We start from the raw sequence: 15,460 nt of genomic DNA on the forward strand, positions 1-15,460 counted from the left end.
TTGATTCCCATGAACAAGACAGTGCACTATACGCTCACAACCATACTATTTTTGATTGGCTTGCCCAAGGCCTTTTCTCAAAAAACAAATGACAACATCGGTACCGAAGTGGTGAATGTGGTGAAACCTTATACGCCGACCATTTCAGATGCTTTTAAAGTAAAAGAAACACCTTCTTTGGATGATGAAGAAACCCAGCGCAAAGAAAACATCCAGTACAATATTTTTTCTTTTCCGGTAGCGTCTACTTTTGCACCGGCCAAAGGCAAAGCGGCAAATGTGGATAAAGAACCCGCCGAGAAAATTTTTAGCAATTACCTAACCTTAGCGGCCGGAAATTACGGTACCATAAACGCCGAGTTATTTGTGACACAAAACGTGAGCAATACCGATTATTTTGGAGGGATGTTGCGCCACAATTCCACGCAAGGCGGCATTAATGATGTAGTGTTGGACGATAAATTCTTGAATACGGCTTTAGATCTAACGTATGGAAGCCGAACCAAAACGATGACTTGGAATGCTGATGTTGGCTACCAAAACCAAGTTTACAATTGGTACGGTATATTTCCAGGAACATTGTCTGATGCCACCATTGACGGTATCGACGAGCAACAAACCTATCATACGTTGTATTTAGGCGGAAGATTGGGTTTAGGGGATAGTTTCTTAAAAGAAAGCTCGATTAAATTCAGTCGCTTTTGGGATGCTTTCGGTTCGGCCGAAAATCGTTTTGTAGCTAAGCCTTCTTTGGCGTTTGATATTGTAAAAGAAAAAATAAAAGCCGATTTTGTGTTGGACTACATCAGCGGCACATTTGATCAAACCTATTACGGAGGCGCTTCGTTTAAATATGGTTTTACCAATGTGGGTTTTCAACCGAGTGTCGTGATTAAGAAAGACGATTTAACCGTTAATGCGGGTGTCGGATTCTTTTACAGTGCTGCGCAGGAAGCCGGAGAAAGCAAATTCTTTATCTATCCGCAAGTGACCGGTTCGTATAAAGTAGTGGGTGATTTAATGATTTTTTATGCCGGAATCGAAGGTGGCTTGAAGCAAAATTCCTATCGCGATTTTGTACAGGAAAATTTCTTTGTATCGCCAACGTTAGCCGTAGCGCCGACCGATCAAAAATTTGATGTGTATGCCGGATTAAAAGGAAAACTAGCTAATAGTGTGAGTTATAACATCAGAGCTTCGTATTTGAATGAAGAAAACAAACCGTTGTTTAAAAGTAATGGCTACGATGAAAGTAGTGCCAATACCGATGGGTATGCCTATGGCAATTCTTTTGATGTAGTGTATGATAATGTAAAAACCATCAGCTTTTTCGGGGAGTTGAAAGCCGATTTTTCTAAAAATGTTACTTTCGGAATCAACGGTACGTTCTCGAGTTACTCGATGGATATCCAAAAAGAAGCGTGGAATTTACCGGGAATCAGCATTGGAACCAGTTTGGATGTGAATATCACGCCTAAATGGTATGCCGGTGCCAAAGTATTTTTTGTAGGCGAACGAAAAGATCAATTTATCCGCAGCTCTATTTTAATCGACTATCCGATTGTGAATGCCACACTTGACAGTTATTTTGATTTGAATGCCCATTTAGGTTACAAACACAACGAGCGTCTGACCTTCTTTTTAAAAGGAAACAATTTGGCCAACCAAGATTATCAACGTTGGTTGAATTATCCGGTGCAAGGCATTCAGGTAATGGCCGGAGCCAGTTATAAATTCGATTTTTAAACTTTTTTAATGCCCATAACAATCCTGTAGCGTTACCTTTGCGCTACAGGATTTTTTTATACTGCGTATATGACTTTCAAAGGAGAGGTGTATTCCCGTTACCAAGAGTTAGTTCAAGACCGAATAGATGTCTTTCAGGATATGATTGCAGGCTTAACCGAAGATGCACAGAATGATGCCAAAGGTTCGGCCGGAGACAAACACGAAACGGCTTTGTCGATGATGCATTTAGAGCAGGAGAAACTCAACCACAAGCTCCAAGAAATTCTGAATCAAAAAGCCGTTTTGAATAAAATTGATCCTACGGCATCGCATCAAAAAGTAGCTTTGGGTAGCTTGGTACGAGCCAACGGGATGTGGCTTTTTGTGAGTACGGCCTTGCCTAAAATCGTTGTCAATGGTAAAAGTGTATTTGCACTTTCACCACAATCGCCTTTAGGCCGTCAATTAATGGGTAATCCGGCAGGAACAGTTATCGCTGTTAACGGGAAAGACTACCTTATTGAAAGCATCGATTAACAATTTTTAACTTCAAACGTATATCTGCCACTTTTTTAGTTTCATATTTTTCGTAATATTCTATATTTAATTTAAAATTAAAATCAATACTTTGTTTTAAGTTTTCAATTAAAATCAATATAATCATTTTTGCTTCATCAAATAAATGAAAGAAGTAAAATTAAGATTATGTGCGGAATATTAGCCATTATAGGAAAGGGAAAAGACGAGCAATTGGTGAAGCAATTGTCTAAACGAATGTCGCATCGCGGACCCGATGAAAGTGATATGCATGTTACCGAAAACGGACATATTTTAAGTCATGAGCGATTGTCTATTATCGATTTGCATTCCGGCAGACAACCTATTCAAGGCTGTTCGACTGCATGGATGGTTCATAATGGTGAAATATACAACCACCAGGAATTGCGTGATACGGTTTTAAAAGATCATGTGTTTCGTTCCAAATCCGATTCAGAGGTAATTGTGCATTTGTATGAAAAATTCGGATACGATTTTGTTCACATGCTCGACGGCGATTTTGCTTTTGTGGTGGTGGATGGTGACGATTACATCGCCGGACGCGATCCGCTGGGCGTAAAACCGTTGTATTACGGTATGGACGACAGAGGACGGATGTATTTTGCTTCCGAAATGAAACCGATTGCCGACCAATGTAAAACCTTTTCCACCTTTCCCCCGGGCCATTATTACACCGCCGAAACCGGTTTTGTGAAATACTACACGCCCGAGTATGAAGATTATAAAAAATGTGATGCCGAAGTTGATTATGCGCTCTTGCGAGAAGCCTTGACCGAAGCCACGCGTAAGCGATTGATGAGTGATGTGCCTATAGGGGTGTTGTTATCGGGCGGATTAGATTCGTCGCTAACCTCTTCCATTGCGGCTCGATTGTTACAAGATAAGGGCAAAGAACTGCATTCCTTTTCTATCGGATTGGATCAGGAAGCGCCTGATGCCATTGCAGCTCGAAAGGTGGCCGCGTTTTTAGGAACGAAACATCACGAAGTACATTTTACCATAGATCAAGGAATCGAAGTGTTGGATAAATTAATTTGGCATTTGGAAACCTACGATGTGACTTCCGTACGTGCCAGTACACCCATGTATTTTTTGTCGAAAGCCATTACCGATTTGGGCATCAAAGTGGTTTTATCAGGGGAAGGTGCCGATGAGGTGTTTGGCGGCTATCTGTATTTCAGAAACGCGCCGACAACCGAAGATTTTACCAAAGAAACCATTGAACGCGTACAAAAGCTGTTTACAGCCGATTTATTGCGTGCTGACAAATCGACGATGGCGCACGGCTTAGAAGCCCGAGTACCGTTTTTGGACAAAGACTTTCTCGATGTAGCCATGAAAATCAAAGGCGAAGAAAAATTGCCTAAAACCTATGGGGGCCGAGAGAAATACATCCTTCGAAAAGCTTTTGATACGCCGGAACAGCCCTATCTTCCCCAAGAAGTATTATGGCGTCAAAAAGAACAGTTTTCCGATGGCGTAGGGTACCGTTGGATTGATACGCTCATCGAGTATTGCGCTTCTCAAGTAACCGATGAACAAATGGAGCAGGCGGCCACGCTATATCCGTATAACACTCCGGTGACCAAAGAAGCCTATTATTACAGAACTATTTTCCATAAATACTATCCACAAACGAGTGCGGCGCAAACCGTTCGAAAATGGATACCGAAATGGCAAGAAAATCAAGATCCGAGCGGTCGAGCCAACGCGGCTCACGTGCAAGCGGATGTTGAAATCGCAAAGTCAGGGGTTGTAGCCTGATTGAATTGAAGTTTAGTTTGTTTGTTAAAGAACGTCCGTCATTTTTGGCGGGCGTTTTTTTGTTGAAATCATCCTAAAAATGTTAATAACTTAAGGCTTTTACGACTGTTTTTCAATAGGAAATCGGGGTCGTTTTTATATATTTGCGTGTTAGACAAAAAATACATTTTTTACGATAAATTTATATGAGCGAAGAGATTAAAAAGAACAATTATTCGGCCGACAGTATTCAGGCGTTAGAAGGAATGGAGCACGTAAGAATGCGTCCGTCCATGTACATTGGAGATACGGGAGTCAGAGGTTTGCATCACTTGGTTTACGAAGTAGTAGACAACTCTATTGACGAAGCTTTGGCCGGACATTGTGATACCATCACAGTCACGATAAACGAAGATAATTCTATTACCGTTGAAGACAACGGTCGCGGTATTCCGGTAGACATGCACAAGAAAGAAGGCGTTTCAGCCTTAGAGGTGGTTATGACCAAAATCGGAGCCGGAGGTAAGTTTGACAAAGATTCCTATAAAGTTTCCGGTGGGTTGCACGGGGTTGGTGTTTCGTGTGTGAATGCGCTTTCCGATCATTTGCGTGCTACAGTTCATCGTGAAGGGAAAATTTGGGAACAAGAATACGAGCGAGGAAAAGCGTTGTATCCGGTAAAACAAATCGGCGAAACGTCTAAAAGAGGAACGGTAGTGACTTTTAAACCCGACGGTACGATTTTTACGCAAACTTTAGAATACTCCTATGATACCTTAGCGGCACGTATGCGTGAGTTGTCTTTTTTGAATAAAGGCATCACCATTACGTTAACCGATAAAAGACACACCAAAGAAAACGGAGAATTCGAAGGCGAAACATTTCATTCGAAAGAAGGATTGAAAGAGTTTGTCAAGTTCTTAGACGGCAATCGTATTCCGATTATCGGTCATGTGATTTCGATGGAGAACGAAAAAGGAGAGGTTCCGGTAGAGGTGGCTTTGATTTACAACGAAAGTTATTCTGAGAATATTTTCTCTTATGTAAACAATATCAACACGCACGAAGGCGGAACGCATTTGCAAGGATTCCGAATGGGGTTGACCCGTACCTTGAAAAAATATGCCGATGCTTCGGGCTTGTTGGAAAAATTAAAATTTGAAATTTCGGGAGATGATTTCCGTGAAGGATTAACTGCCATTATCTCGGTAAAAGTAGCTGAGCCGCAATTTGAAGGTCAAACCAAAACCAAATTGGGGAACCGTGAGGTGGTTTCTCCGGTATCGCAAGCGGTAGCCGAAATGCTCGAGAATTATTTGGAAGAAAACCCGAACGATGCCAAAATCATTGTACAGAAGGTTATTTTAGCGGCTCAGGCGCGTCATGCGGCCAAGAAAGCGCGTGAAATGGTACAACGCAAAACCGTATTAGGTGGTGGTGGTTTACCGGGGAAATTATCGGATTGTTCCGAGCAAGATCCGGCCAAATGTGAAGTGTACTTAGTAGAGGGAGATTCCGCGGGCGGAACGGCCAAACAAGGTCGCGACCGTAATTTCCAAGCCATTTTACCGTTGCGCGGTAAGATTTTAAATGTGGAAAAAGCGATGCACCACAAAGTATTTGAAAACGAAGAAATTCGAAATATTTTTACGGCGCTTGGTGTAACTATCGGAACCGAAGAAGATTCCAAAGCCTTGAACTTAGAAAAACTGCGTTACCACAAAGTGATTATCATGACGGATGCCGACGTGGACGGTAGTCACATTTCGACCTTGATTTTGACATTCTTCTTTCGCTTTATGAAAGATTTGATTGAAGCCGGACACGTATACATTGCTTCTCCGCCATTGTACATGGTGAAAAAAGGAAATAAAAAAGAATACGCCTGGAATGATGACCAGCGCGACATGATTTCGCAACAAATGGGTGGCGGTGTAAGTATCCAACGCTACAAAGGTTTGGGTGAAATGAATGCGGAGCAGTTGTGGGAAACCACGATGGACCCGAATTTCAGAACCTTGCGTCAGGTTACTATTGAGAGTTTGGCTGAAGCCGATCGTATTTTCTCGATGTTGATGGGTGATGAGGTACCGCCGCGCAGAGAGTTCATTGAGAAAAACGCGGTGTACGCTAAAATCGATGCGTAACTAGCCCCGATTATTTGATATTAAGAGGAGGAAGCCCGGTGGGCTTCAGGTATTTTAAAATTTTCAAATAGAGTTGAATATAACACAAGAGCCATAGCCCCGATTGAAGCGAAAATCCTTTTTTGGTTTGCTCACAAACTAAAAAAGATTGTAACGGAAAGCGGGAAACAGCTCCCAAAAAAAAGAAACAAACAACACTCGCAGTCGGAAAGGGCTGCGGCCTTAAAATTAGATAAAACAAATGAAAGTTACCATTGTAGGAGCAGGAAACGTAGGTGCTACTTGTGCCGATGCGATTGCTTACAGAAGAATTGCCAGCGAAATTGTGCTGGTTGACATCAGAGAAGGTTTTGCAGAAGGAAAAGCGTTGGATATTACGCAAACGCAAACCACGTTAGGGTTTAATACCAAAGTAATCGGAAGTACTAACGACTACGCGAAAACTGCAGGTAGTGATGTAGTAGTGATTACATCGGGTGTGCCGAGAAAACCCGGAATGACACGTGAAGAATTAATCGGTATTAATGCCGGCATTGTAAAAGGCGTTGCGGAGAGTTTGTTGAAACACTCGCCGAATGCCATTTTTGTGATTGTATCGAACCCTATGGATACGATGACGTATTTGGCCTACAAATCGTTAGGCTTGCCTAAAAACCGTATCATCGGTATGGGTGGAACACTCGACAGCTCTCGTTTTAAAACCTATTTATCATTGGCTTTAGACAAGCCGGCGAACGATATTCAAGGTATGGTTATTGGCGGTCACGGCGATACCACTATGATTCCGTTAACCCGTTTGGCTTCGTACAACGGTGTGCCGGTTTCTCAATTTTTATCCGAAGAAGCTTTGGCTAAAGTAGCGGCTGATACTATGGTGGGCGGAGCTACCTTAACCGCTTTGTTAGGTACTTCGGCTTGGTATGCACCGGGTGCTTCGGTGGCCTATTTGGTGGATGCTATTTTGAATGACCAACAAAAAATGATTCCGTGTTCCGTATATTTGGAAGGCGAATACGGACAAAACGATATTTGTATCGGAGTGCCTTGTATTATTGGTAAAAACGGTGTGGAAAGCATCGTGGATATTCAGTTGAATGATGCTGAAAAAGCGTTGTTTGCCAAGAGTGCCGATGCGGTTCGCAACATGAATAACGACCTAAAATCTCATTTGGGATAATATATATAGGTAAGACTCTAAAAAGGCTGCAAATTTTGCAGTCTTTTTTTTTGATATTAATCGAGAAAATATTGGTTAATCTTATCGATAATTATATATTTGCACGTTTCGTAAAAAACGGAATGGTTGTAAATTCAATACTTTAGGTTATAACGTTTTGAATTTCAACATTTTTTGCTTTTTTGTGAAGTGAACATAACCCAGAATTAATTAATTTTTAGTAATAATGCAGAATAAAGGACTAGTTAAATTTTTCGCAATTTTATTTGCCTTGGTAAGTATCTACCAACTTTCGTTCACGTTTGTGGCCAATAAAGTAAAAGATGACGCCAAAACTTTCGCCGGAGGAAATCCGGAGAAGGAAATCAAATATCTTGATTCGATAGGAAAAGAAAAAGTATTTCTTGACTTCTTTACCTATGATGAAGTAAAAGACAAGCAAATCAATAAAGGGCTTGACCTTGAAGGCGGTATCAACGTAACCCTTCAAATATCGGTTAAAGACGTGTTGAAGCAGTTGTCTAATAACTCTAAGAATCCGGTATTTAACAAAGCTTTGGAAGATGCTACTAGAAATCAAAGAGGAAATCAATCGTACTTCGATGCCTTTTTTGAAGCATTTGACGCTATCAAAGGATCTACCAAGTTAGCTTCTCCTGATATTTTTGCCAACCGAAATCTGCAAGGTGAAATTGATTTCAACATGACTGATGAGCAGGTGAAAAAAGTATTGGCTAAAAAAGTAGATGAGTCGGTTGAGTCGGCTTTTGGCGTATTGAGAAGTCGTATCGATAAATTCGGGGTAACACAACCTAACATTGCTAAATTAGGGCAAACCGGAAGAATCTTGATTGAATTACCGGGTGCTAAAGATGTAGACCGTATTAAAAAATTAGTATCAAGTAAAGCCGAATTGGAATTTTGGGAAGCCTACAACGGTATGGATTTCACCAATTTCTTGAGTGCAGCCAACAACTCGTTAAAAGCTACCGTGAAGACGGAGAATGTACAAGAAGAAACAGCCAAAGCGACTGATTCTATCAGTAAATTATTGACTGATAAAGACAGTGATTCTGCGGTTGCCAAAAAAGGAAATAATCCATTGTTTGACAAATTAATATTGAGTCCGGGCGGACCGATTTTAGGTTTTGCAGCTCCAAAAGATACAGCGGTTATCAATAGTTATTTCAAAAGACCGGAAATTCGTTCGTTATTACCTGCCGACAAGAGGTATGTTAAATTAGTTTGGGGTAAACCGGTAGTTTCGGTAGATGAAAAAACCAAAAAAGAAACGTCAAGAGTGGATTTGTATGCTCTAAAGAGCAACAGAGACGATATTGCGCCGTTAAGTGGCGGTGTTATTGTTGATGCTATGGATTCCTTTGATCAAATGGGTAAACCATCTGTTGAAATGCAAATGAATGGTGCCGGAGCTAAAACGTGGGAAGAAATGACCGGTAAGGCGTTTTCACAAAAAACATGTATCGCCATTGCTTTAGATGATGTAGTATATTCTGCACCGGGCGTAACCAGTGGTCCGATTGCCGGAGGAAGATCCATCATTACCGGGAACTTTACAGTGGCTGAAACCAAAGACTTAGCGAACGTGTTAAGAGCCGGTAAATTACCTGCTACTGCAGAAATTGTTCAATCGGAAGTGGTTGGGCCTTCTTTGGGAGAAATTGCTATTCATGCCGGTTTAATTTCATCGATTGTTGGTTTCCTATTGGTTTGTTTGTGGATGGTATTCTACTACGGAAGAGCCGGTTGGTATGCTAATGCGGCTTTGTTGTTAAACTTATTGTTCTTGTTTGGGGTAATGGCCAGCTTTGGTTTCGTATTAACGTTACCGGGTATTGCAGGTATCGTTTTAACCTTAGGAACAGCAGTAGATGCGAACATTATTATTTATGAAAGGGCTAAAGAAGAACTCAGAGACGGCAAATCGTTGGCCGATGCTGTTGTAGCCTCATACGGTTGGAAAGGTGCGATGCGTTCTATTATTGACGCCAACGTAACCCACGTGTTAACCGGTGCTATTTTATATACCTTCGGAACCGGACCAATTAAAGGATTTGCGTTAACCTTATTGATTGGTATTTTTACCTCATTATTCACTTCTATTTTTATTGCCCGAATCTTTATTGACAGAGATATTGCGAAGAACAGAAGTTTGATGTTTGCTACCAATTTGACTAAAAATTGGTTTACCGGTTTCCACTTCGATTTCATCGGTATTAAGAAATTCTCTTATGTTTTCTCTACCTTAGTGGTTATCGGAAGTTGTGTTTCTTTCTATTTCAATGGTTTGGATGAAGGTGTTGACTTTGTGGGAGGAAGAACATTCCAGGTTAAATTTGAAAAACCGGTTGAGTCGAGCAAAGTATCTGAAGAATTGTCCGCTGCTTTCGGAACTTCGGTAGAAGCCAAAGTTTTCGGTGAAGACAATCAGTTGAAAATTACGACCAAATACAAAATTAAAGAAGAAGGTGTTGAAGTAGATAAAGAAGTAAACATGAAGTTGTATGAAGGCTTGAAACAATATTTCGGTGCCGACATGACATATGAAAAATTCATCAATACTTTCGACGGAAAAAAAATCGGTGTATTGCAAGCGTCTAAAGTTGGGGCTGCTATTTCTGCCGATATCAAAACCAACTCTTTCTGGGCAGTTATCGGAGCGATGTTGGTAGTTGGTTTGTACTTGGTAATTTCTTTCCGAAAATGGCAGTATTCCTTAGGTGCGATTGCGGCGGTATTCCACGACGTTATTTTCGTTTTAGGACTATACTCATTGTTGTACAAATACATGCCTTTCCATATGGAAATGGACCAGCACTTTATTGCGGCCATTCTGACGGTTATCGGTTATTCGATGAATGATACCGTAATTGTATTCGACAGGGTTCGTGAATTCTTGGCCGGAAATATCAAAGGAAGCTTTAAAGATGTGGTAAATGCCTCTATTAATACTACCTTATCCAGAACTATCAATACTTCATTAACGATGATTTTAGTATTGTTAATCATGTTTGTGTTTGGTGGCGATTCGATCCGAGGCTTTATCTTCGCCATGTTGGTGGGTATTGTTGTAGGTACGTATTCTTCGTTATTTATTGCGACACCAATCTTGGTTGACAGTGTAAGCAAAAAGGATATTGAAGAAATTGAAAACCGTCACAAAGGACAATAATCAGTATTTTTCAAACATAAAAAAGGGTTGTCATTTGACAACCCTTTTTTTATTATTTATTTCCGGATGTTTTTTAAAACGGCCTTGTCGGAATAATTGATAATCTCAACAGTAATATCTTGATTGGCTTTGCTTTTTCCGGTGATGATGTAAAGTTTGCCGCCTTCTTTGGGTTTGTTGCTCAAATCAAAATCGACATCGCCATTAGTGAGTATGTTTTTAAGATCTTCTTTGCTGATGCCGCGTTGACTCATTTGTTGGCTGGCGATACTGTCGTAGTGAAAAGGTTTGTTCCGAATATCGTTTAAAACTCTCGCATTGGGGAAGTAATTACACCGTGTATCTTTGCCGCTAAGCACCAAGACCACAAAAAACATCCCAATGACAAATCCTACTAAATAGTAGGCTAATCGTTGGTAAAATTTCATGAGTATTTATTTTTCGGTAAAAATAATCAATGTTAGAGATACGGTACAGGGAAAACCCGATTTATTTTAGAAAACAATCAGATTGATGTCGTTGTCCGGTAAATTAAACCAATCGCCAATGGCTTTGTTGGTTAAAATGCCGTGGTAAAGATAAACCCCGTTTTTTAATCCTTTGTTGCAGCGGATGGCACTTTCGATACCGCCGTCTTCCGCTATTTGTAGCAAATAGGGTGTAATAATGTTGCTAATGGAAAGCGAGGCAGTTTTGGAGTAGCGCGACGGTATATTGGGCACGCAATAATGAATAATATTGTTTTTGATAAAGGTAGGTGATTCGTGTGTGGTCACTTCCGAGGTTTCAAAGCAACCTCCGGTATCGATACTCACATCTACAATCACAGCCCCTTTTTTCATATGTTCTACCATGGTTTCCGTTACCACAACCGGACAGCGGTCTTTGCCGCGCATGGCACCAATGGCCACATCACAACGGCGGAGTGCTTTTAGTAAAGATTTAGGTTGTATGGTAGAGGTGAATATACGTTGATTTAAATTGTTTTGTAAGCGGCGTAATTTGGTGATTGAATTGTCAAATACTTTAACGCTGGCTCCTAATCCCAAGGCAGTTTTGGCAGCAAATTCCCCTACGGTTCCCGCACCCAAAATAACAACATCGGTGGGAGGTACTCCGGTTATGTTGCCCAACAGTAATCCTTTGCCGAATTCGTTGTTAATCATCAATTCGGCGGCGATTAAAACAGAGGCTGTACCGGCAATTTCGCTCAGCGACTTTACGGCCGGATACGAACCGTCTTCGTCTTTGATGTATTCGAAAGCTAGAGCCGTAACCTTTTTTTTAGATAAGGCTTCAAAGTATTCTTTTTTTCGGGTTTTGAGTTGTATGGCTGATATTACGATAGCGCCGGTGTTTACCAGGGCAATTTCTTCCATGGTTAACGGTTCTACCTTTAAAATCATCGGACAACTGAAGACCTTTTTGGTGTCTTTGGTAATGGTCGCTCCGGCATCGCTGAATTCTTTATCCGTATAACTCGAGCTTAAGCCGGCACCCGATTCAATCATCACTTTATGACCGTGAGAGGTTAATGAATTCACCGCATCGGGTGTGAGACAAATACGTCTTTCCTGATAAGAAGTTTCTTTGGGAATCCCGATAAAGAGCTCGCTCTTATGACGATAAATCTCTAATTTTTCCTCTTGAGGTAAAAGTTGTTGTTTGGTAAACGGGGTTAACGACATGACGCTAGACTGAATTTAGAACCAAATTACAAAATTTTATCTAAGTTATATCAATCGGAGGTGTCTTTTACCATCCGCGGCTATTTGGAGTGTTATTTTGCTATAGCGTTCCGGTAAGAGATTCGGAATTTTTTCGGCCCATTCGATAAAACACCATTGCCCTGAATACAAGTATTCATCAATACCCATGTCTAAAGCTTCGGCTTCCGATTTCAAACGATAAACATCAAAATGATACACTTTGGATTGGCCGCCTGCGTGATATTCGTTCACCAAGGCAAAAGTCGGACTACTCGTAGCATCCATTACGCCCAACTCTTTAGCTAATGCTTTGATTAATGTGGTTTTGCCGACACCCATCGGACCGTTAAAAACAATGACTTTATTTGGGTTTTCGGCTATGATTTTTTTGGCAACTTCTTGTATTTCGTCAAGTGAAAAGATAATTTCCATTAGAATAGGTTGGACTATTTCGGATTAAACACTAAAAACGGCACAATCATTTCTTCTAAAGAAATACCACCGTGTTGGTACGTATTGCGATAGTAACTCACATAATGATTGTAGTTGTTTACATAGGCCAAAAATAAATCATTCTTGGCAAATATATACGAACTGCTCATGTTTATTGCCGGTAATCCAATTTTCTTCGGATCTTTCACCGCATATACATCTTTGTCTTCGTAGGTCAAACTGCGACCGGTTTTGTAGCGCAAGTTCAAACTGGTGTTTTTGTCGCCAATTACCTTAGACGGATTCTTTACGTTAATCGTTCCGTGATCGGTGGTCAAGATTAACTTAAAGCCCAGTTTTTGCGCTTGTTGAATAATTTCCAATAACGGAGAATTTTTGAACCAACTCGATGTGAGCGAGCGATATGCTTTATCGTCTGAGGCCAATTCTTTCACCACCTCCATTTCGGTTTTAGCGTGCGACAACATATCGACAAAGTTGTATACTACAGTAACCAGTTGATTGTCTTTGAGTGCTTTGAAGTTGTCGGCCAGTTTTTTGCCGCCGGCCAAATTGGTGATTTTAAAATAGTCTTGTTTGATATTCAATCCCAATCGTTTTAAATGTGCGGTTAAAAATTCGGCTTCATACAAATTCTTACCACCGTCCTCTACATCATTTTTCCAATATTGCGGGAATTGTTTCTCCATCTCCAACGGTGTCAATCCCGAGAAAATAGCGTTTCGGGCATACTGCGTAGCAGTAGGCAAACTGGCAAAATAAGGGATTTCTTTTTCCAATTTGTAATGATTGCCCACTACGTTTTCAATGGCTTTCCACTGATCGTAGCGCAAGTTGTCGATGACAACAAAAAGAACAGGCTTGTCTTTTTTGACCAATTCGGGCACCACCAATTCTCTGAAAAGGGTATGCGACATCACCGGTTTTTCACCTTTGGATGAAAACCAATCTTCATAATTACGCTCGATGAACTTACCAAATTGCACATTGGCTTCTACTTTTTGGCTCTCCAAAATTTCAATCATGCTTTGGTCATTAATGCTATCCAATTCCAACTCCCAAAACAATAGTTTTTTATACAGTTCTATCCAGTCTTCATAATGATTGACCATGGCCAATTCCATTGCAATTTTTCGGAATTCTTTTTGGTAATCTAAGGTGGTTTTCTCCGATATCAATCGCGAATGGTCGAGGTTTTTTTTCAAGCTCAACAAAATCTGATTCGGATTTACCGGTTTAATAAGGTAATCAGCAATTTTAGAGCCGATGGCTTCTTCCATGATGTATTCTTCCTCACTTTTGGTAATCATAATAATCGGCGTAGACGATTTCTTCTCTTTCATTTCCGAAAGCGTTTCCAATCCGCTCATTCCGGGCATGTTTTCGTCTAAAAAAACAATATCAAAATTCCCTTCTTCATAAGCGTCAATAGCATCCCGGCCATTATTATAGGTCGTTACTTTATAATTTTTACTTTCTAAAAATAAGATGTGAGGTTTTAACAAATCAATCTCGTCATCCACCCAAAGTATTTTGATTTTGTCCATAGTATTCCAGATTTTGGTGCAAATTACTATTTATAAAACGCAGTACTATTAAAATTATTATAAAATGCTGAAATCTTTTGGGAATGACCCAACCAAAAAAGTGCTGTCTCTATGACAACACTTCTTCACATTAAATAGAGTAACAGGGTTATTTGGTTTTACACGTATTGATGCCCAATAACGGGTACAACGGGCAAAAACCAACCAAACTGGTAAGCACAAAAACAGCGGCAAAAGCTAATAAAACATAGCTTACAGTACCGGTAACGGTGCCACTGAAATACAAATAAGCAAACACGGCAGCCAAAATTACTCGGATGCCTCGGTCTGCTGTTCCCATGTTTTTTTTCATGACGATAGCGTAATTTATTGGTTTATAGAAGATAAAGGTAGTGGTTTTGTTTTTTCGACGGAATGATTTTTATCATGTCGATTTTTAACCGAAATTTACAAGGCTAAACCCATGTCATTATGTTGTCGCTGTTGAAAGAAAGTTACGGTTATATTTTTGAAGAAAAATTATTGGATGAAATTGCGCAAGTCGCCCAATTGAAAACGTTTGAAGAAGGCGATATTCTGATTGATTTCGGCGATTATATCAAAACCATGCCGCTGCTGTTATCGGGCGCCATAAAAATTCTGCGTGAGGATTTTGACGAAGGGGAACTGCTCTTGTATTTTTTGGAAAAAGGCGATACCTGTGCCATGACGATGGCTTGTTGTTTGGGTGAAACCAAGAGTGAAATCCGTGCCGTGGCCGAAACCAAAGGCGAAGTGGTGATGATACCTGTCGCCAAGATGGAAGAATGGCTGGGCAAATACAAAAGTTGGCGCAACTTTGTATTCAACAGTTATAACAGCCGTTTGAAAGAAATGCTGATGGCTATTGATAATTTGGCCTTTATGAATATGGATGAGCGATTGTACAATTATCTTTTAGACAAAGCCCAAATCAACAAAACCGATTTTATTCAGAACACGCATCAGGAAATTGCGTACGATTTACATACCTCGAGGGTAGTGATTTCACGACTGTTAAAAGCGCTGGAAAACAAAGGTAAAATCAAACTCCATCGCGCTTCCATTGAACTCGTTCGGGCTTAGTTTTCGGGCAATGTAACTTTTGATACAGAAAACGGTTTATCTACTTCTTAATTTTGTTCCCGGTCAACTGATAATTATCATTTCAATTTCCAACTTGAAAA

The 15,460-nt window shown here is 40.5% G+C and carries 12 protein-coding genes; 7 read left to right on the forward strand and 5 right to left on the reverse strand.

From position 1 onward, the window contains the following. Positions 1–9: 9 nt before the first annotated feature. From QHT84_RS12665 to secDF, 6 genes are all read left to right on the forward strand, one after another. Positions 10–1,746: a TonB-dependent receptor gene (locus QHT84_RS12665; RefSeq protein ID WP_283239934.1), complete on the forward strand. Its 1,737-nt coding sequence runs from the start codon at positions 10–12 to the stop codon at positions 1,744–1,746. Between the two features lie 69 nt (positions 1,747–1,815). Beyond that, on the forward strand, positions 1,816–2,265 hold the full coding sequence (locus QHT84_RS12670) for a hypothetical protein (RefSeq protein ID WP_283239935.1): 450 nt from the start codon (positions 1,816–1,818) through the stop codon (positions 2,263–2,265). Positions 2,266–2,433: 168 nt separating this feature from the next. Beyond that, positions 2,434–4,050: an asparagine synthase B gene (gene asnB / locus QHT84_RS12675; protein WP_283239936.1), complete on the forward strand. Its 1,617-nt coding sequence runs from the start codon at positions 2,434–2,436 to the stop codon at positions 4,048–4,050. 185 nt (positions 4,051–4,235) lie between these two features. Then, positions 4,236–6,176 carry a DNA topoisomerase (ATP-hydrolyzing) subunit B gene (gene gyrB / locus QHT84_RS12680; protein WP_283239937.1) on the forward strand — a complete coding sequence of 647 codons (1,941 nt, stop codon included), beginning with the start codon at positions 4,236–4,238 and terminating at the stop codon, positions 6,174–6,176. 241 nt (positions 6,177–6,417) lie between these two features. Beyond that, positions 6,418–7,353 carry a malate dehydrogenase gene (gene mdh, locus QHT84_RS12685; RefSeq protein WP_283239938.1) on the forward strand — a complete coding sequence of 312 codons (936 nt, stop codon included), beginning with the start codon at positions 6,418–6,420 and terminating at the stop codon, positions 7,351–7,353. Between the two features lie 226 nt (positions 7,354–7,579). Further along, the gene (gene secDF, locus QHT84_RS12690) at positions 7,580–10,546 is read left to right on the forward strand and encodes a protein translocase subunit SecDF (RefSeq protein ID WP_283239939.1); all 2,967 of its coding nucleotides are present in this window, start codon (positions 7,580–7,582) and stop codon (positions 10,544–10,546) included. A gap of 56 nt (positions 10,547–10,602) precedes the next feature. Here the strand turns inward: secDF and QHT84_RS12695 are convergent, their stop codons facing one another. The 5 genes from QHT84_RS12695 to QHT84_RS12715 form a co-directional block, all read right to left on the reverse strand. Then, positions 10,603–10,974: a DUF4258 domain-containing protein gene (locus tag QHT84_RS12695; protein ID WP_283239940.1), complete on the reverse strand. Its 372-nt coding sequence runs from the start codon at positions 10,972–10,974 to the stop codon at positions 10,603–10,605. Positions 10,975–11,040: 66 nt separating this feature from the next. Next, positions 11,041–12,234, reverse strand: a complete 1,194-nt coding sequence (locus tag QHT84_RS12700; protein WP_283239941.1) for an alanine dehydrogenase — start codon at positions 12,232–12,234, stop codon at positions 11,041–11,043. A gap of 45 nt (positions 12,235–12,279) precedes the next feature. Then, on the reverse strand, positions 12,280–12,687 hold the full coding sequence (tsaE, locus tag QHT84_RS12705; protein WP_283239943.1) for a tRNA (adenosine(37)-N6)-threonylcarbamoyltransferase complex ATPase subunit type 1 TsaE: 408 nt from the start codon (positions 12,685–12,687) through the stop codon (positions 12,280–12,282). 14 nt (positions 12,688–12,701) lie between these two features. Then, positions 12,702–14,255 carry a T9SS response regulator signal transducer PorX gene (gene porX, locus QHT84_RS12710; protein WP_283239944.1) on the reverse strand — a complete coding sequence of 518 codons (1,554 nt, stop codon included), beginning with the start codon at positions 14,253–14,255 and terminating at the stop codon, positions 12,702–12,704. A 148-nt stretch (positions 14,256–14,403) separates the two neighbouring features. Beyond that, positions 14,404–14,607: a YgaP family membrane protein gene (locus tag QHT84_RS12715; RefSeq protein WP_283239945.1), complete on the reverse strand. Its 204-nt coding sequence runs from the start codon at positions 14,605–14,607 to the stop codon at positions 14,404–14,406. A 119-nt stretch (positions 14,608–14,726) separates the two neighbouring features. Between QHT84_RS12715 and QHT84_RS12720 the strand changes: the two genes are divergently transcribed. Next, positions 14,727–15,359: a Crp/Fnr family transcriptional regulator gene (locus QHT84_RS12720; protein ID WP_283239946.1), complete on the forward strand. Its 633-nt coding sequence runs from the start codon at positions 14,727–14,729 to the stop codon at positions 15,357–15,359. Positions 15,360–15,460: the final 101 nt, after the last annotated feature.

Source organism: Flavobacterium sedimenticola (assembly GCF_030053345.1).
GTDB classification, from domain to species: Bacteria; Bacteroidota; Bacteroidia; order Flavobacteriales; family Flavobacteriaceae; genus Flavobacterium; species Flavobacterium sedimenticola.